The 18,231-nt window shown below is 60.9% G+C and carries 13 protein-coding genes; 8 read left to right on the forward strand and 5 right to left on the reverse strand.

Annotated features, from left to right (window positions below):
• Positions 1-756: 756 nt before the first annotated feature.
• From Pan189_RS02665 to Pan189_RS02685, 5 genes are all read left to right on the forward strand, one after another.
• On the forward strand, positions 757-2,016 hold the full coding sequence (locus tag Pan189_RS02665) for a circularly permuted type 2 ATP-grasp protein (protein WP_310821333.1): 1,260 nt from the start codon (positions 757-759) through the stop codon (positions 2,014-2,016).
• Positions 2,016-2,999 (forward strand): alpha-E domain-containing protein, encoded by a 984-nt coding sequence (locus tag Pan189_RS02670; RefSeq protein WP_145362421.1) that lies wholly within the window; start codon positions 2,016-2,018, stop codon positions 2,997-2,999. Before Pan189_RS02665 ends, Pan189_RS02670 begins: the two co-directional genes overlap by 1 nt.
• Before the next feature lie 97 nt (positions 3,000-3,096).
• Positions 3,097-6,561: a transglutaminase family protein gene (locus Pan189_RS02675; protein ID WP_145362422.1), complete on the forward strand. Its 3,465-nt coding sequence runs from the start codon at positions 3,097-3,099 to the stop codon at positions 6,559-6,561.
• Positions 6,558-9,194, forward strand: a complete 2,637-nt coding sequence (locus Pan189_RS02680) for a circularly permuted type 2 ATP-grasp protein (RefSeq protein ID WP_145362423.1) — start codon at positions 6,558-6,560, stop codon at positions 9,192-9,194. Before Pan189_RS02675 ends, Pan189_RS02680 begins: the two co-directional genes overlap by 4 nt.
• Positions 9,191-10,138, forward strand: coding sequence for a transglutaminase family protein (locus tag Pan189_RS02685; protein WP_145362424.1), 948 nt, complete (start codon positions 9,191-9,193; stop codon positions 10,136-10,138). Before Pan189_RS02680 ends, Pan189_RS02685 begins: the two co-directional genes overlap by 4 nt.
• A 1-nt stretch (position 10,139) precedes the next feature.
• Here the strand turns inward: Pan189_RS02685 and cobA are convergent, their stop codons facing one another.
• From cobA to Pan189_RS02700, 3 genes are all read right to left on the reverse strand, one after another.
• A complete protein-coding gene (gene cobA / locus Pan189_RS02690; protein ID WP_145362425.1) occupies positions 10,140-11,666 on the reverse strand; it encodes a uroporphyrinogen-III C-methyltransferase in 1,527 nt (508 codons plus the stop codon).
• A gap of 68 nt (positions 11,667-11,734) precedes the next feature.
• Positions 11,735-12,988, reverse strand: a complete 1,254-nt coding sequence (locus Pan189_RS02695; RefSeq protein ID WP_145362426.1) for a class I SAM-dependent rRNA methyltransferase — start codon at positions 12,986-12,988, stop codon at positions 11,735-11,737.
• A gap of 58 nt (positions 12,989-13,046) precedes the next feature.
• Positions 13,047-14,051 (reverse strand): NADPH:quinone reductase, encoded by a 1,005-nt coding sequence (locus Pan189_RS02700; RefSeq protein WP_145362427.1) that lies wholly within the window; start codon positions 14,049-14,051, stop codon positions 13,047-13,049.
• 119 nt (positions 14,052-14,170) lie between these two features.
• Between Pan189_RS02700 and Pan189_RS02705 the strand changes: the two genes are divergently transcribed.
• A complete protein-coding gene (locus Pan189_RS02705; protein ID WP_310820993.1) occupies positions 14,171-15,061 on the forward strand; it encodes a hypothetical protein in 891 nt (296 codons plus the stop codon).
• A 35-nt stretch (positions 15,062-15,096) separates the two neighbouring features.
• On the opposite strand, the gene yidD is transcribed toward Pan189_RS02705, so the two are convergent.
• The gene (gene yidD / locus Pan189_RS02710; protein WP_145362429.1) at positions 15,097-15,375 is read right to left on the reverse strand and encodes a membrane protein insertion efficiency factor YidD; all 279 of its coding nucleotides are present in this window, start codon (positions 15,373-15,375) and stop codon (positions 15,097-15,099) included.
• 204 nt (positions 15,376-15,579) lie between these two features.
• Here yidD and Pan189_RS02715 point away from each other — a divergent pair, with 204 nt between their 5' ends.
• Together Pan189_RS02715 and Pan189_RS02720 are read left to right on the forward strand one after the other, a co-directional pair.
• Complete coding sequence (locus tag Pan189_RS02715) at positions 15,580-16,341, forward strand: HpcH/HpaI aldolase family protein (RefSeq protein ID WP_145362430.1); 762 nt, start codon at positions 15,580-15,582, stop codon at positions 16,339-16,341.
• 17 nt (positions 16,342-16,358) lie between these two features.
• Positions 16,359-17,141: an alpha/beta fold hydrolase gene (locus Pan189_RS02720; protein ID WP_310820994.1), complete on the forward strand. Its 783-nt coding sequence runs from the start codon at positions 16,359-16,361 to the stop codon at positions 17,139-17,141.
• A 9-nt stretch (positions 17,142-17,150) separates the two neighbouring features.
• Here the strand turns inward: Pan189_RS02720 and thiL are convergent, their stop codons facing one another.
• Positions 17,151-18,026 carry a thiamine-phosphate kinase gene (gene thiL, locus Pan189_RS02725; protein ID WP_310820995.1) on the reverse strand — a complete coding sequence of 292 codons (876 nt, stop codon included), beginning with the start codon at positions 18,024-18,026 and terminating at the stop codon, positions 17,151-17,153.
• Positions 18,027-18,231 lie beyond the last annotated feature (205 nt).

Raw genomic sequence — 18,231 nt, forward strand, 5'->3', positions numbered from 1 at the left:
AAAAGTCGAACCGCACCTGCCGGCATCGACCATTCGCATTCGGTCCCAAAAACTTATACAAAGGCGATGCGCTCGTTCGATCGATTCTGCAGCGACAGTCTGGTCCGACGAATATCGTCGACGCAGGCGGAGTTCGCTTTGACCGTCCGATTCTCTTCCCGCCGCGTTCCTGAATGGCGGAATGTCGGGAAATCGTTGACGGCACGGCGGTGCCGATCGAAATTTGTTGTGTCAAAGTCCCTACAGTGGCGTTCTCGGTTCTGTGCGGAACATCGTCTGCACAGGTTCGGCCCTACGATGACTGTTCTGGTATGCTTTGGCGAAGCAGGACTCGACGGCGGGCGATCGCTCAGTGGCGTGGCAGACTTGCCTGCCGTTTCAGCTTTCGGCTTGGTTCCTCCACGTGCCCGGCGCAATCACCCACGATTAACAGAGCACGCGGATCTGACTGCATCGCGCGGAATTGATTGACAGGAGAGCGTCATTTACCGGTCTGATAGCTACGACGAAATTTTCGGCGATGACGGGAACCCTCGCGGTATTTGCGAGGAGTTCGTTGATCGCCTGCGGACGATCTCGCGCGACGAACTGCTGGAGCGGCAGAAGGCCGCCGAGCTTGACCTGCAGAACCTGGGCATCACATTCAACGTTTACGGCCACGAGGACGGGACGGAAAAGGTCTGGCCGTTCGACATCATCCCCCGCATCATCGACGGAACGCAGTGGGAGCAGGTCGAAGCCGGAATCGAGCAGCGCATTCGTGCCCTCAACATGTTCGTCGACGACCTCTACAACGACCAGAAAATCCTGAAAGACAAAGTCGTCCCGCGCGAGGTGATCGACAGCGGAAAAAGCCTTCGCGACCAGATGCGGGGCTTCAGCCCGCCGCAGGGTGTGTGGTGTCACATCAGCGGGATCGATCTGATCCGCCATTCCGATGGCGAGTTCTACGTTCTCGAAGACAACCTGCGGTGTCCCTCCGGCGTCTCATACGTGCTGGAGAATCGCGAGATCATGAAGCGGTCGCTCGCCAAGGTATTTGGCGGGATGACCGTCACGCCGGTGGAGGAATATCCGGAACGCCTGTTAGAGATGATGATCGACTGCGCTCCGTCGAAGGTGCAAAATCCTCTCGCCGTCGTGCTGACGCCAGGCATCTACAATTCCGCTTACTTCGAACACACGTTCCTGGCCCAGCAGATGGGCGTCGAACTGGTGCAGGGTTCGGACCTCGTCGTCGAAAACGATCACGTTTATATGCGGACGACCCGCGGACTGCGGCGGGTCGACGTGATCTATCGGCGGATCGATGACGACTTCCTCGACCCTGAGTGCTTCCGGCCCGATTCGACGCTCGGCGTGCCCGGCATTATGCGGGCCTACCATGCCGGCAACGTGACGATCGCCAACGCTCCGGGTGCCGGCGTCGCCGACGACAAGGCGGTTTACGCCTTTGTCCCCGAGGTGATCCGCTACTACCTCAGTGAAGATCCGATCCTCAACAACGTGCCGACGTATCTTTGCGACGACCCCGAGCAGCGACAGTACGTGCTGGAACATATCCATGAGCTTGTGGTCAAACCGACCGGCGAGTCGGGCGGCTACGGGATCGTGATCGGCCCGCACTCATCCAAGAGCGAATTGGCCGAATGTGCCGAGCAAATTAAGGCGCACCCCCGCAAGTTCGTCGCCCAACCGATGCTAAATCTTTCGACCGTCCCCACGATGTTCGACGGCGTGATGAAGCCGCGACATGTCGATCTGCGATCGTTCGTGCTGTCGGGGAAAGAGGTTTACGTGATGCCCGGCGGATTGACTCGCGTGGCGTTGCGGGAGGGTTCGATGGTCGTCAATTCCTCTCAGGGTGGCGGCAGTAAAGATACGTGGGTGCTCAAGCCGCCGAAGAATTCGTCCGGTAAAACAATGGGCCAGTCGCAGGCTCAGTCCCAATCACAGTCTGGGTCCGGGTCCCAAACGCAGTCACAGTCTACTGGCCCGGTCGGAGGGAATGCCTGATGCTCAGTCGCGTGGCAGACTCAATCTACTGGCTTAGCCGATATGTCGAGCGGGCCGAGAATTACTCCCGATTTATCGACGTCAATTACAACCTCGCGCTCAATGAGCACGGGGACGAGACGTCGAATCAATGGTGGCCGCTCATTTACACGACCGGCGATCAGGACCTGTTTCGGGAATTGCATCAGGAAGCGGATCGCGAAACCGTCTTGCAGTTTCTCGCGTTCGAAAAGGAAAACCCCAACTCCATCGTTTCATGCGTCGCCTCCGCTCGTGAGAACGCCCGCAGCGTGCGCGAGTCGATCCCGACGCCATTGTGGGAGCAGATCAATACGTTCTATCTGCTGGTGAAATCGGCGGCCCGGCAGGACGGCCCCTTCACCGACCCCCAGAGCTTCTGCCGCAGTGTGCGGATCGCCAGTCACACCATCATCGGCCAGACTTACGGCACGATGTCGCACAACGAGGCGTGGCACTTCAATCGCATCGGGCGCTTATTGGAGCGGGCCGACAAGACCTCGCGGATCGTCGACGTTCAGTACTTTCACCTGTTGCCCTCGGCCGCCGACGTCGGTTCGTCGATCGACATCGTTCGCTGGTCGGCGCTACTTCGCTCCGCCGATGCCCTGACGATGTATCGCAAAAGTCACGGGCGGATCACGCCGAACGAGGTCGCCGAATTTCTGCTGCTCGATCGCGAGTTCCCGCGATCGTTCCACTTCTGTCTGATGAACGTGCAGGAGTCGATGTCGGAGATCACCGGCAGCAAGCCCGGCACCTTTCAGTGTGAATCGGAGAAGTTAGTCGGTCGGCTCCGGACGGAATTGGACTACACATCGGTCGAAGACGTCGTTCGGATCGGGCTGCACGAGTACATCGACAGCCTCCAAACGCGTTTGAACGATATAGGCGGTGCAATCGGCGACGATTTCTTCTCGCCTCAGAGTCGAGTGACTTCTTCGCAATTTCAAAGTCAGGGATGAGCGCAATATCCAGTAGGACTTACCCTCTTTCGCCCGGTAGATGTCGGAACGCCGTTTCGCATCCTCCCACTCCCCCTGATGATCTCCAGTTAAAATTATGAGTATTCGCGTCGCCCTGAATCACCGTACGCATTACACCTACGACCGGCCGGTCAGCCTCGGGCCGCAGGTGATCCGCCTGCGACCGGCCGTCCACAGCCGAACGCCGATCGACAGCTATTCGCTGACCGTCAAACCGGATGGCCACTTTCTGAACTGGCAGCAGGATCCGTACGGGAACTTTCTGGCCCGGTGCGTCTTCTCTGAGCCGACGACCGAATTCAGTATCGAAGTCGATCTCGTCGCTAACATGACGACCATCAACCCGTTCGACTTCTTTCTGGAACCGCAGGCGACGGACTACCCGTTTGACTACTCCACCGGAAATATTCACGACCTCGGGCCGTATCTGGCGGAGGTTCCGGTCGGACCGAAGTTCGAAAAGATCCTCGCCGACGTCGACCGCACGCCCCGCCGCACCATCGACTTCCTTGTCGACCTCAACCAAACCGTGCAGAACCACGTCGGGTATATCGTCCGCATGGAGCCGGGCGTCCAGACACCGGAGCAAACGCTGGAGTTGGGCTCCGGCTCGTGTCGTGATTCCGCTTGGCTGCTCGTCGCACTGCTCCGCCGACTCGGATTCGCCGCCCGATTCGTGTCGGGCTATCTGATTCAACTCGTTGCCGACCAGAAGCCGCTCGATGGGCCGGAAGGGCCTGTTGCGGACTTCACCGATCTGCACGCGTGGACCGAAGTCTTCCTGCCCGGGGCGGGTTGGGTCGGACTCGACCCCACGTCGGGGTTACTCACCGGCGAAGGTCACATTCCGCTCGCCTGCACGCCGGAGCCGACCTCGGCTGCGCCGATTAGCGGAGGGGTCAGTCAGGCGGAAGTCGAATTCGGCTTCTCGATGTCGGTCTCGCGGATCTTCGAAGACCCGCGCGTGACCAAGCCATACACCGAAGAACAGTGGGAACGGATCGAAAAGCTCGGGCACGTCGTTGACGAGCACCTCAAGAACCACGATTGCCGTCTCACGATGGGAGGCGAACCGACGTTCGTCGCGATCGATGACCAGGACGGCGATGAATGGAACACCGCGGCCGTCGGCCCGACCAAGCGGAAACTCGGTCACGAACTGATGGAGCGGCTCAAGCAACGCTTTTCGACCGGCGGCCTACTGCACAATGGTCAGGGCAAATGGTATCCCGGCGAGCCACTGCCGCGGTGGGCTTTTCAGTGCTTCTGGCGCAAAGACGGTGAGCCGATCTGGGAGAACGAAGAACTCTTCGCCAAAGAGGGTGTGAACTACGGACACACCGCCGACGATGCCGATCGCTTCGCGAAAGCTCTGGCGGCCCGGCTCGGCGTGAACCCCGAGCACGCGATCAACGGCTATGAAGATGTCTTTTATTACGCCTGGCGTGAGCGACGGCTGCCCGCAGACGTCGACCTGAGCGATTCGAAGCTGGAAAGCAAAGAAGAACGAACCCGCTTCGCGAAGGTCGTCGAGCAGGGCCTGACAGCGCCGGTCGGTGTCGCGCTTCCGCTGCAATTCGGTTGGTGGAATCAGCAACCGGCGTGGCGCTCGGGGAAATGGGTGGTGCGATCGGACGAAATGTTCCTCCTGCCCGGCGACTCGCCGATGGGCTACCGCCTGCCGCTCGAATCGTTGCTCTATGAGGGCGGCTCAGCCGACTCGCCGCGGCATTACGAACTTGATCAGATGAACGCCGTCGAGGAACTGCCGACACGGTCGGAATTGCAGCGGCAAACAGCATTCGACAGCGTTAGTTCGGGCGGCGTTACCGCGACGAATCGGCTCTCGCAGGCTCAGACGCCGGCTCAACTGCGACAACTCGTGGGCGTCGGTTCCGGCGATGCGGCTCCCGGGTCGGACGTCCGCCCCGGCGACTCGAACGGTCACCAACAACCGGTCGGCCGCGAAAATGGGCAGCATTCTTCACCCGGCGACGGTCGCGCGGGGTCGAGCCAGTTCGACGACGAGGTTATCCGCACGGCCCTGTGCATTGAGCCGCGTGACGGCAAATTGCACCTCTTCCTACCGCCGCTCGATCGGCTCGAGCCCTTCCTCGACCTGATCGCATCGATCGAAGATACCGCGGCCGAATTGGACCTGCCCGTCGTTTTGGAAGGCTATCTTCCGCCCCGAGACAGCCGCATCGAACATATTAAGGTCACGCCCGACCCCGGCGTGCTCGAAGTCAACGTTCACCCGGCGAACGATTGGAACGAACTCGTTGAGATCACGCAGGGCGTCTACGACGAAGCCCGGCAAACGCGGCTCGGGACTGAGAAGTTCGACACCGACGGCTCACACACCGGCACCGGGGGTGGCAATCACGTCGTGCTGGGCGGGCCGACCGTTGCGGACAGCCCCTTCCTGCGTCGCCCCGATTTGCTCAAAAGTCTGGTCGGGTATTGGCAGAATCACCCGTCGCTGTCCTACTTGTTCAGCGGCAAGTTTATCGGCCCGACCAGTCAGGCTCCGCGGGTTGACGAAACTCGTGGCGATGCCATCAGCGAACTTCGAATCGCCTTTGAGCAAATTAAGTCGGGCCGCGAGTATCCGTCCTGGCTTGTCGATCGCGTCTTTCGGCATTTGCTGGTTGACCTGACCGGCAACACGCACCGCGCCGAATTCTGCATCGATAAGCTTTTCTCACCCGACACCGCGACGGGTCGGCTCGGGCTCGTTGAGTTCCGCGCGTTCGAAATGCCCCCGCACGCCCGGATGAGCCTGACGCAACAACTCCTGCTGCGTTCGATGGTCGTCCGGTTCTGGGAACAACCTTACGAGGTTCCGCTCGTCGATTGGGATACTTCGCTGCACGATCGCTTCATGCTGCCGCACTTCGTGTGGCGCGACTTCGAAGACGTTATCGATGACTGCCGGCGCTCGGGCTTTCCGCTCGAGAAAGAGTGGTTCGCCGCGCATCAGGAATTCCGCTTCCCCCGGCTTGGCGAGTTCTCTCAGCGTGACGTGCATGTCGAACTGAGAAAGGCGATTGAGCCGTGGTACGTCCTTGGTGAAGAGCCGGCCGGCGGAGCAACGGCCCGTTACGTCGATTCCTCGAATGAGCGGATGCAGGTCAAACTCCGCGGAATGACCGACGGCCGACACATCCTGACCTGCAACGGACGCCGCGTGCCGCTGCATCCGACCGGGACCGAAGGCGAATACGTCGCCGGAATCCGCTATCGTGCGTATCAACCGCCGAGTTGCCTGCACCCGACGATTCCCGCGACCGGCCCCCTAGTGTTCGACCTGATCGACACGTGGAACGGACGCTCGATCGGCGGCGGACGCTATTACGTTGGGCATCCGGGCGGGTTGAATCCCGATTCCTTCCCGATCAACGCCTTGGAAGCGGAAAGCCGGCGGGGGACGCGATTCCACAACTTCGGCCATACGGGCGGAGCGGTTGAAATTCCCCCTGTCGAAGCGAATCCTGATTACCCCATGACGCTCGATCTCAGACGTGAAGCGATTCGATGACAGAGCAGCGGCAGACTCAGGCGGCCTCCTCCGCCCCGGCTGATGCTGCGTCGCCGGAGGCGCTGTCATCACCGCCACCGGTTCCGCTCTCCAATTCGAATCCGGCGACCGCGGCTTCGGCGCTGTCCGCCTACCGGGCACCGGCGGGGCGTTATGACGAGATGATCGATAACGCCGGGCATATTCGCTCGGCGTGGACCGGTTTCCGCTCGATCGTCGACCGCCTCGGCGAACGGGTTCTGTCACGTCGCTGGGATCGGTCGCAGCGGCTGATCTACGAAAACGGCATCACCTTCGCCGCCTACGGCGACCCGTCCGACACACCCCGACCCTGGCGTGTGGACGCGCTTCCGATTTTGGTCGGCGAAGATGAATGGGGGGCGATCGCGGAGGGCCTTAAGCAACGGGCTCGCTTGATGTCGGCGCTCCTGGCCGATCTGTACGGACCTCGAACGATCCTCGCCGCGGGCGTGATGCCTGCCGAGGCGATCTATCGAAATCCGGGATACCGGCTGCCCTATCACGCTCACCTCAACGCGGAATCGAACTGGCTGCCGTTCTTCTCCAGTGATCTGGGACGAAGCCCCGACGGGCGGTGGTGGGTGTTGGCCGATCGGACCGAAGCGGCCTCCGGGCTCGGCTTCGCGCTGGAAAACCGGATCGTCGTCTCGCGAATGCTTCCCGAACCATTCCGCGATTGCCAAGTGCAGCGGCTCGCGTCGTTCTTCATGAACATGCGGAAAACGCTCGGCGAACTGGCCCCCCGCAACCGCGAGAATCCTCGGGTCGTGCTGCTGACAAACGGGCCTTCGCACCGGAATTATTTCGAAGATGCCTACCTCGCCCGCTATCTCGGTTACCCGCTCGCCGAAGGGGGCGACCTGACCGTACGCGGCGATGCGGTTTACCTCAAAACGCTCGACGGCCTGCGGATGGTCGACGTCATCTTCCGCCGACCGACCAGCCACGACTGCGACCCTTTGGAATTGGGTGGGAATTCCAGCAGCGGCATCGCCGGGTTGCTCAGCGCGGTGCGGCGCGGCGGTGTTTCGGTCGCCAATCCGCTCGGGTCAGGCTTGGTCGAGTCGCCCGCGATCATGGCGTTCCTGCCCCGGTTGTGCCGCTTTCTGTTCGGCGAGGAATTAAAGCTACCGGGTGTTGCCTCGTGGTGGTGCGGTGAAGCGGCATCGAAGGACTACGTACTGAAGAATCTGGATCGCCTCGACATCAAACCGGCATTTCGTCTTCGAGGCCGAGATGCCTCGCTGATTGAAGAAATTAAGCATCTCGATAAGGCCGCGCTCGCCGAACGGATTAAAGCCGAGCCGACGGCGTTCGTTGCTCAGGAGAAAGTCGATCGCTCGACGGCGCCTCTCTGGAACGCCAATTCGATCACTCCGACTCGTATAGCGGTCCGGACCTATCTGGTGGCGACCGGCGACGACTATGACGTGATGCCCGGAGGTTTGGCCCGCACTTCGGTCGAAACCGATCAGCTTGAAGTTTCGCTGCTTTCCGGCGAAGGGAGCAAAGATACCTGGGTCGTCGGCAGCAGCCCGGTCGAGCACACCTCGCTGTTGCCCCGCGGCGACGAATCGATCGCGCTGTTGCGCGACGGCGTCGACGTGCCGAGCCGTGTCGCCGGAAACATTTTCTGGTTCGGACGTCAGCTCGAACGGCTCGACGCGGCCGCCCGGCTCGTCCGGACGGCGATCTCGCGACTCTCCGGCGAGCGATCGGATGACCAGCTTCCCGAACTTCCGGCCATTTACCGCGCGCTGTCGGAACTCGGATTGGTGCGGTCGGATATGATGTATGAGTCGGTGCCCGATTTGGTGCCTCAACTGGCCGATGCCCTCTCGTCCGGGCTGTTCGATGTCCGTCGGCCCGGGACGCTTCGAGGGATATTCAACCGGCTGCAACGCGTGGCGACCATCACTCGAGACCGCCTTTCGCCCGATACCTGGCGGAGCGTCATCCGGATCGAAGAACGTCTTCACCGCGCTGAGAAAGCCGCGACCGACCCGGCTGACCTGCTCGATTTGTCCAACGCGCTCATTATCGACGTGGCCGCGATCAGCGGGATGGTCATCGAGAGTACCACCCGCACGACGTTGTTCGCGTTCCTCGAACTGGGCCGCCGCATGGAACGCTCGGTGCAGGGGCTGAACATCATTCGGAACTGCCTTGTCGAGCCCGAATATGTAGGCGGCGAATTGCTCGAGGTGTGCTTGGAGTTGTCTGACAGCCTGATGACCTATCGCTCCCGATACCTCGCTCGCCTGCAACTCGAAGCCGTGTTCGACCTCGTGATGACCGATGAATCGAATCCAAGGAGTGTGGCGTACCAACTCGCCGACATCTGTCGGCAGGTCGATCGGCTGCCGCGGGAGAAGTCGGCCAGCGGCTACTCGTCCGATCAGCGACTGGCGATGTCGATGTTGCACGCGGTCCGCATGGCCGATGTGGAAAAGATTTGTGACCAACGTCGGCTCGGCGACAAGGCTCCTCTGGAGAAACTGGTCGACGAAATCGACGAATCGCTACCGAAGTTGAACAATGTCGTTGCGCATCGCTATCTCGAGTTGACCGGCAAGACCCATCAACTCTCAGAGCCGGAGCACGCGGGATGACGCCGGATCCTCAAGCGAATTCAACCGGTTCGACGGCCGTGCCTGCGGAAGCGGGACCGGTTCGCTATCGCATCACGCACACGACCAGCTTCAACTACTCTGCCCCGTCACCGGTTTGTCACAATCGAGCCCGGTTGTCGCCGCGTGAGCGGGCCGGGCAATCGACCGATTTCTTTCGACTCGTTATTTCGCCGGAACCCTCCGACGCTTGGGTCAACCAAGACTACTTCGGCAACCGCGTCGACTATTTTTCCATTCAGGACGCTCACAGCGGCTTGACCGTAACGGCGGTGAGTGACGTCACCGTGCAACCGCCGATCGCGAAGTCAGTGCCGAATACTTCTTTGCCGTGGGAATCGGTCCGCGATGAATTGGCCGGTCCAAAATTGAAGTCGGACGATCTGCCGCTGCTGCGATTTCGCTCACCACTGGTTCCAATGTCGGATCAGGCGACGGCGTACGCCCAAGAGTCATTCCTGCCGGATCGACCAATCGTCGAGGCGGGGCTCGACCTTACCCGGCGGATTCACACCGACTTCAAATACGACACGCGGGCGACGACGGTCAGCACTCCCGTCGATGAAGTCTTTGAAAAGCGCGCGGGTGTCTGCCAGGACTTTGCCCATGTCCAACTCGCCTGTCTGCGGTCGTTGGGTCTCGCATCACGGTACGTGAGCGGTTACCTCCGCACATTACCGCCACCGGGGAAGCCAAGACTCGTGGGCGTTGATGCCTCCCATGCGTGGGTCGGACTGTATTGCGGCGAAGAGGTCGGGTGGGTCGATTTCGACCCGACCAACGATGTGATCCCCAAGACTGACCATGTCACGCTGGCCCTCGGTCGCGACTACGCCGACACCTGCCCGGTGGCGGGCGTCTTTATCGGCGGGGGCGACCATACCATGAGCGTCTCGGTCGACGTCGCGCCGATGGACGAGACGTAAATTACGCTCGCTGCAAAGCTGAGAAGATGCCGTCCCACGTATAGGTCGTCGCTTCGGCGGCTACGGGGATTCCGACCTCTTTTGCCGCGGCGGTCGTGACCGGGCTGATCGTGGCGAGGCGGACGGTCTGGCCCAAGTGGGATCGCATCTCATCGTCGAGCAGGTTCGCGAAGTTCCGGGCGATCGACGGGCTGCTCAGGCCGATCCAATGAATCTTTCCGGCTCGCAATAGTCGCGCGGCGTCGGCGGGAAAGCGGTCGGCATCGACGTTGCGATAAGTCGCAACCTTTGTCACGTCGGCCCCCGCCGAAGTGAGTCGATCGATCAAAACCTCGCGCCCCCGGTCGGCCCCGGCCCATAGAACACGTCGACCTGCGGCCTCTGGCTCTAATGCTCCGGCAAGGGCTTCGGCCCGATATTCGTCGGGCACGAGATCAGCCGTGAGGCAATAGGCCGTCAGAGCCGCCGCCGTGGCCGGACCGATCGCGGCGATCTTTAACCCGGCCAGCCGACGGGCATCGTAGTCGCGCGTTCTTAAACGGTCCAGAAAATACTGCACGCCGTTGGCGCTGGTAAAAATAAGCCAGTCGAATTCAGGCAGCTTCTTAATCGCCTCGTCGACCGGAGCCCAGTCTGCCGGGGGACCGATTTCGATCATCGGCATCACGATCGGTTCGGCGCCCAGTTCCAGGGCTTGATTGATCGCTCCGTCGGCCTGGCCGTCCGGCCGCGTGATGCCGATTCGCGTACCGAACAGCGTCTTCTGCTCGAACCAGCAGATCGCTTCACGCTGCCGAACGCAATCACCAATGATCGTCAATGACGGCGCGACGAGCTTTGCGTTACGGGCCGCTTCGGCGATCGTCGATAGGGAAGATGTCACGGTTTGCTGCAGGGCTTGTGCGCCGCGGCTGATGACACATGCAGGCGTCTCGGCGGCCATGCCGTGCCGAATTAATTCCGAAGAAATTTGCGTCAAACGGTGAAGTCCCATATAGAACACGAGCGTTCCCGGCCAAGTCGCAAGCTGCTGATAGTCGAGTGACGAATCGGGTTTTGTAGGGTCTTCGTGACCGGTCACGAAAGCGACCGATGATGCGTGCTTGCGATGCGTTAACGAAATTCCCGCATACTCGGCTGCCGCAACGGCGGCGGTGATCCCCGGGACAATTTCATAGGGAATCGCTTCTGCAGCCAGCGCCGCCGCCTCTTCGCTGCCGCGGCCAAATATAAAAGGGTCACCACCCTTAAGTCTCACAACGATCTTGCCGGCTTTGGCTTCGGAAATTAAGCGTTGATTGATTTCGTCCTGATTCACTCGTGGACCGCCCGGTCCGGACTCGCGGCCCGCGTGTTCACATTGCGCCTTTGTGTGGCGAAGCAAGAGGGGCGAGACGAGCGTGTCGTAGAGGACGAGGTCGGCTTCACGCAAACACTCGACACCGCGAACCGAAATTAACCGAGGATCACCCGGACCACCTCCGACGATATAGACCCGGCCGGATTGAGTGGAGGACTTGTCGGGCATCGCGAAATGAGTATCAGTAATGAAAGGCGGCAGTGCTAAGAAGTATTAATAAGGCAGTTCGAGTCGCGTCAGGTAACGCGAAGGATCAATCCATTCAGATAGGCGGTTTCGGGGCATTCCGCAGCGATCGGATGATCAGGCGCCGCTCCGCGGGTGTAAAGAACCTGCCCGCGACGATCGAAAGGGATCGATGAGCAGACGATCTTATGAAATTCGTCGGCTGACATCAGGCCGGAGCAACTGAATGTCGCCAGCAGCCCCCCGGAGGCGACGAGTTGTGATGCCAGCCGATTTAAATCGAAATAGGTCTTTCGGCCGTCTTCGAATTCGTCGCGGGAATGAATTAGTTTTGGCGGGTCGAGAACGACAACGTCAAACCGTCGGCCGCCGGATAGAATATCTCGCATATACGGGAAAGCGTCGGCATGCACGAATCGCCCGTCCGCTCGGTTTAATTTAGCATTCCGTTTCGCAACTTCGACCGCGTCCTCGTCGAGGTCGACGCCGGTGACTTCGGACGCGCCTCCGGCCACTTTGGCCGCCACGGCGAATCCTCCGGTATAGCAGCACACGTCGAGCACCGATTTCCCTGCCGCGTGGGATGCGATGAAAGCTCGATTGTCCCGCTGGTCACAGAAGAAACCGGTCTTGTGTCCTTGGGCAAAGTCGACGTGATAGCGGACCCCGTTTTCAGTGATCACCGTCGATTCCGGAAGCTCCTCCGTAGATTCCGGTTCGCCTTCGAAGCCTTCCTGCTCCAACGTTCGCGGTCCGGTTCTTAAATGGAGGTGCTTGGTTTCGAGCCGTTGAGAAATTAATTCGAGAAGTTCGGCCGCCCGCTGCCACATCGCGAGGCTGAAGACCTCCGCTGAGAGTACATCGCCGAATCGATCGACGATAAATCCTGGCAAGCCGTCCGCTTCGGCATGAATGACGCGATAGGCGTCAGTCACATCGGGTAGCTTTAAATAATCGTGCCGCAGCTCGATCGCGTCTTCGATGCGACCGGCCCACCAAGATCGTGCCGGCGGTTTCGGCTCTCGGTTTAAGACCCGGACGGCGATCTCTGCCCGCGGATTGAACATGCCGTGACCGTAGGTCGTGCCGTCGTCGCTGAGCAATTCGACGAGGTCGCCGTGCGATGCGTCGCGGGGGAACGTACCTAAGCGGCTGCGCATCAGCAGGGGATTGCGCGTGATCGAACGAAGCGGTAGCTGAGGCAACGGACTGTCGGGCAGACCGAGTCCCCGCGGCTGCAAATGCTCCGGGGAAAGGGGAGGCGCCGGCTTCGATCTTCGTGGTTTGTTCGCGGTCCGCTTCATCGAAAATCGCTTCGTGGGTAGGGAAACAGTCTGAGGTGTTCGGCAAGTACTGTGCGAGTTACGGAACGATCACGATCTTTCCCGAGAGCGTTCCCTCATTCTCAAGCGTATTCGCTTCTTGAAGCCGGTGCGCCTCGGCGGCTTCGGCGAGCGACATGGTTGTTCCGATTTGCGGTTTCCACGATCCGGCTTCATAGAGTCGGTTGATTGCCTCGCCGCAGACCCGCTGCTCGTCGGCTGAGGCTTTGAACATCGCGAAGCCGCGGATGCTCAAGTCCTGGGTGTAGAATGAACCTAAAGGGAACTCCGGGCGAGCGTCGCGGCCTGCCATCAGGATTATTCGGCCGCCTTCGGCCATCATCCCGATCGTCCGTTCCAAAGTCGGTTGCCGCAGCGTCTCGTACCACAGGTCGAAACCACTTCTTTCGGACTGCTCCAGAAACGCTCTGATTTGCTCGTCGAGGTCATGCGACCTGTAATCGAACGCGATGTCGGCCCCTAAGTCGCGGCAGCGTTCGAGTTTCTCCGGCGAACCGGCGGTTGTCGCCACAACTGCACCGGTGGCCTTGGCGAGTTGAACGACGGACGAGCCAACTCCCCCGGTGCCGCCGTTGACGAACACAGAATCGCCCGGCTGCAATTGCCCGGTGCGGTGCAATCCGAGATGAGCCGTGATGCCGACCAATGCCCCGGCGGCGGCTTCGGTGTCGGTTTCTCCTTCCGGAGTCGCGTTGCACCACTGCTCATCGACAACGATCTGCTCTGCGAACGTCCCCTGCCGACCGAAGAACGTCTGATTGCTGCCCCAAACACGGTCCCCGGGCCGAAACCGTTCGACGGCGGAGCCGACTTTCGTGACGGTGCCGGCAAAGTCGCAACCGATGATTTGCGGATTCTGAACGGGCAGCGGCACCGCGCCGGATCGGATGTATGTGTCGATCGGGTTGACCGATGCGGCGCCGAGTTCAATACGGACCTCGCACTCACCCGGTTCCGGGGTCGGCAGGTCGACGACCTCGATGACATTGGGCGGACCGGTCTTGGTGAAGACGGCGGCTTTCATCGGTGAATCTCCCAGTACGCACGAGTGCTGACGCGATCAGACCGATTATACGGCTCTGTTAACCGGTCCAAACCGTACGTCATGCAGTTTCCGCAACGACAGAATGGTACGAAGAACCGGTGTTGCGGAAACAACCGACGGTCGATCGTCTGTGGTTGCCGCTACCACCGAAGTTCGGATCGCCGCATGGATCAAGTGGTACCGATGACAAAGGAGGACTGGAGCCGACCGTCGGGAGGAACCGGCGGACTGCAACGAAGGAGCAGCCGATGCAGCAACTACGAACCCGCGCCCTAATTTCGTCGCGATCCGCTTTCGCCCTCGCGGCGACGGCCTCAATCACGTTGCTTGTCGCCTCCGGCTGCCGCACGACCAAGGAGCCGGCGCTCTCGCCCCCGTTGCGACCGGCTTATTCCGGACAGACGGACCTGGAAGAGATCCTTCCCTACACTCCGCCGTCGGTCGACCGGTCGGTGGCCCCGCAGCCGCCCAGTGTCGAACCTGAATTCAATATCCCCGAGACTCCGGAGTTTGACGGCGAACCGTTGCTGCTGCCCCCTCCGGTCCCGAGCGCTGCGCTCGAGAAAGATCCCGGCGAGTTCTACGATGTCGGCCAATCGGAGAAGAAACGCAAAGCCAAACGAACATCCTGGTTCGGCCGACGGATCAAGAGAACCAGTCGCACCGAGAGTGATTCTGCATCGCAACAAATGCCGGAACCAAAGTGGCAAGATCGGTTCAAGACACTCTTCGGAGTCGTCCCCGAGCAAGAAGGCGATGTCGCCATCATGCCTGTGGCGGCGAAAGGGGAGGATGACTCCCAGCAGGTCAGTTTCAGCGAAACTTCTGACAACGCCGAAGCCCCTCTGGTTGAACTCGGCCGACCGATCTTTCTCGACGCCGGCGAGGACGAAGCGATCGTCTCTTCCCCGGCAACGCTGCTGCCGTTGCAATTCGGTGACGAGCCGCCGCTCAAAGCCCCGTCGCCCTTGCGATTTACTGACTTCTAGGGCGTTGATCCGCGAGCTTAACCGGTTGCGAGCACTTACGGCGGGTCATAGCCACCGGGATGAAACGGGTGGCACCGTCCGATTCGGCACAGACCTTTCCAAGCGCCGCGAACGGCACCGTACTTCCGGACGGCTTGGATGAAGTAGTTGCTGCAACTCGGGTGAAATCGACAGCGACCGCCGATGATCAGGCCGAGCGATACCTGATAGACACGCACCGCGGCGATCAGGATGTCTCCCGGCAGTCGCCACAGCGTCCCGCCGAGTGATCGCGGCCGACTCTGATCGCTCGAATCGCCGATCTGATCTTCCATTTCCGCTTCTCGCAAGTCCCTCCCCACATCGGAATAGAGACGTCGGATTCGAAGTGCACGCCTCTTTGATCTGTGATTGCATCCGAATGTCGGTCGGGACGGCAAGTCTACTGACATGTAGCCCGTTCATTCCGCCGGTCGATTCTCTATCGTTGCCGGGACGATTGCGAACGGTCGGCCGGTCACCGTAGCCTGCCCGCTACTATGAAAAATCATTTAGTTGAGAGCTGGAACGAAGGCCGTTCGACTCTGAACGGCTGGATCGCGATACCGTCGTCGGCCACGGCCGAAGTGATGGCCCGAGCGGGTTGGGACTCGCTCACGATCGACATGCAGCACGGCTTGGCCGACTACCAAGCGGCACTGGGCGTGCTGACGGCGATCTCCACGACCCCGACCGTCCCGCTCGCCAGAGTGCCTTGGCTCGACGAAGGCATCGTGATGCGGATGCTCGATGCCGGTTGCCTCGGAATCATTTGTCCGATGGTCAACTCTGTTGATGAGGCGGCTCGATTTGCATCGGCCTGTCGATATGCTCCGCGCGGCAGCCGCAGCTACGGTCCTGTGCGGGCGGCGACGGTCTACGGCGCGGATTACTGGAAGCAAGCGAACGACCAAGTCGTTTCGCTGGCAATGATCGAAACGGCCGAGGCTCTCGATCAACTCGACGCGATTCTCGGCGTCGAGGAACTCTCCGGCGTCTATATCGGCCCGTCCGACCTCGCGTTGTCGCTTGGCGTCGCGCCGCGGTTTGATCCTGATGAGCCCAAGGTCGTCGAGGCAATTACCCACATCATCAAGACGGCCACAGCCGCCGGAAAACGGGTCGGGATGCACACGATGACGCCGGAGTATGCCAAGCGGATGGCCGACCTGGGCGCCGACCTCGTGACCGTCGGCTCTGATCTGCGAATGCTCAAGGCGACTGCGGAAGCGACGGTCGAGCAGTGGCGCGGTCTGCAATGACACGGCAGTCTCCAACGATGATCGAAGTCGACCGTCATCAGATCACCTATTTCCGTGACGGCCGAACCGACGGCCCGACGTTGGTGCTGTCTCATTCGTTGGGGGCGTGCTCCCAGATGTGGCGGCCGCAGGTCGCGAAGTTCGAGGCCGCCTTCAATGTCGTCCGCTTCGACTTCCCCGGCCACGGCGATTCGTCCGCCGCTGCCGAAGGCATCACGATCGAGGATCTCGGCCGACTCACGCTCGCTGTCTGCGATCGGCTCGGCATTGATCGATTCCACTTCGGCGGGCTGTCGCTCGGCGGGATGGTCGGGCTGTGGCTGGGACGATACGCCGCGGAGAGGATCGACCGGTTGGTCCTCTCAAATACGGCCGCCCGAATTGCGGATACTCGGTTGCTCGTAGAACGACTGCAGACCATCGAGCGAGACGGTTTGTCATCAATCGAGCAAAGCGTCATGGCTGGCTGGCTGACGAGTGATTTTCAAAGTGCCCATCATGAGGCGACGGCTGAGATTTCGTCGATGTTCTGTCGCACGACGGCGGCGGGATATGTCAATATTGCCCGAGCGGTTTGCTGCTTCGACTTTGAGCGGGAACTGCGATCGATCAAAGTGCCGACGCTCGTTCTCGGCGGAGAGCATGATCGCGCCACGCCGCCCGAGTGGAATTCGCACATCGCCGAGCGAGTGGGGAATGGCCGATACCATTCGCTCAACGCCGCTCACCTCTCCAACGTCGAAGCGGCCGAGGCATGGAACGACGCCGTCGCCGAGTTCTTGAATGCCCCGGTCGTGTGACCGCCAGTCTTACAGCGAGTGGCGATAGCCTTCTCGGCTCGAGAACTCGCTGAGCAGACGCCCCGATGCGGATTCGACGAGCTCCGGCTGCTCGGTCAATTTGCCGATCGGAATGACGTCGAAGTCGGTGATATCCTGCGGCGTTGCAAATAGCAGTTCGAAGTCTTCGCCTGTCGAGATCGCCTCTGCGATCGGCGCGCCGTCCCTTCTCGGAACACTTGCGAGATCGATCGCGGCTCCGACGCCACTCGCGCGGCACAAATGGCCGAGGTCGCTGAGCAACCCGTCGCTAATGTCGATCATCGCGTGGATCGGAATAGACTGGTGGAGCCGGATTGCTTCGGCCACACGCGGGCGAAACGAAAGATGATGGCCGGTCTCGAAACTCCTTCCGAGCGGCCCGGTCACGTAGAGGACGTCGCCCGGCTTCGCCCCCGATCGCAACACCGGTCCCGCTCCGGTCGGCTCGCCTAACGCGGTGACCGTTATCGCGAGCGGCCCGTCCCACGAGGTCGTGTCGCCTCCGGCGATCGACACATCGAACTCCGCAGCGAGTTCGATCAACCCCTCCATGAGTTCTTCAGCAAACCGTCGGCCTCGCCGCAGGCTCAGGCCGACGAACGCGGCCGTCGGGCGACCCGCCATTGCCGCGATGTCACTCAGATTCACCGCGAGCGATTTGCGACCGATGAGGCGGGGGTCATGTTCGGGAATTCGAAAGTGCGTGCCTTCCAAAATCGTATCGCACGCCACCAGCAATTCGTCCCCGTTCGGCGTGCGTATCACGGCGGCATCGTCACCAATGCCGACGGGCACATTCGCCGCCGGCGCGGCGCGCGCGGCAATGAAATCGATCAGGTCGAATTCATCGGAGGAAGTCGCCACTGTCACACCGGCCGCGGAAAGGGTGAAATGCGAACGAAGAGTATAGGTCGGCCGGAGCCGATTGCGATGCCCGACGCTTTGCCGCAGATGTCCGCAATATCGCGGTTCGGTCGCCAATCCCACACGCCCCGTTATACTCGCGGCGGGTGAGTTGTCGGAGGCAATCTGAGAATAGCCCGACGCGCAAGCGAGAGATTCAAAGTAT

This window comes from Stratiformator vulcanicus (genome assembly GCF_007744515.1).
Classification (GTDB): domain Bacteria; phylum Planctomycetota; class Planctomycetia; order Planctomycetales; family Planctomycetaceae; genus Stratiformator; species Stratiformator vulcanicus.

Bases quoted from the DNA above. Each gene is read 5' to 3' on its own strand.
- Pan189_RS02715 (WP_145362430.1), top strand. From the start codon at position 15,580: ATGAAAAATCATTTAGTTGAGAGCTGGAACGAAGGCCGTTCGACTCTG.
- Pan189_RS02720 (WP_310820994.1), top strand. From the start codon at position 16,359: ATGATCGAAGTCGACCGTCATCAGATCACCTATTTCCGTGACGGCCGA.
- cobA (WP_145362425.1), bottom strand. From the start codon at position 11,666: ATGCCCGACAAGTCCTCCACTCAATCCGGCCGGGTCTATATCGTCGGA.
- Pan189_RS02700 (WP_145362427.1), bottom strand. From the start codon at position 14,051: ATGAAAGCCGCCGTCTTCACCAAGACCGGTCCGCCCAATGTCATCGAG.
- Pan189_RS02680 (WP_145362423.1), top strand. From the start codon at position 6,558: ATGACAGAGCAGCGGCAGACTCAGGCGGCCTCCTCCGCCCCGGCTGAT.
- Pan189_RS02685 (WP_145362424.1), top strand. From the start codon at position 9,191: ATGACGCCGGATCCTCAAGCGAATTCAACCGGTTCGACGGCCGTGCCT.
- yidD (WP_145362429.1), bottom strand. From the start codon at position 15,375: ATGGAAGATCAGATCGGCGATTCGAGCGATCAGAGTCGGCCGCGATCA.
- Pan189_RS02675 (WP_145362422.1), top strand. From the start codon at position 3,097: ATGAGTATTCGCGTCGCCCTGAATCACCGTACGCATTACACCTACGAC.
- Pan189_RS02670 (WP_145362421.1), top strand. From the start codon at position 2,016: ATGCTCAGTCGCGTGGCAGACTCAATCTACTGGCTTAGCCGATATGTC.
- Pan189_RS02695 (WP_145362426.1), bottom strand. From the start codon at position 12,988: ATGAAGCGGACCGCGAACAAACCACGAAGATCGAAGCCGGCGCCTCCC.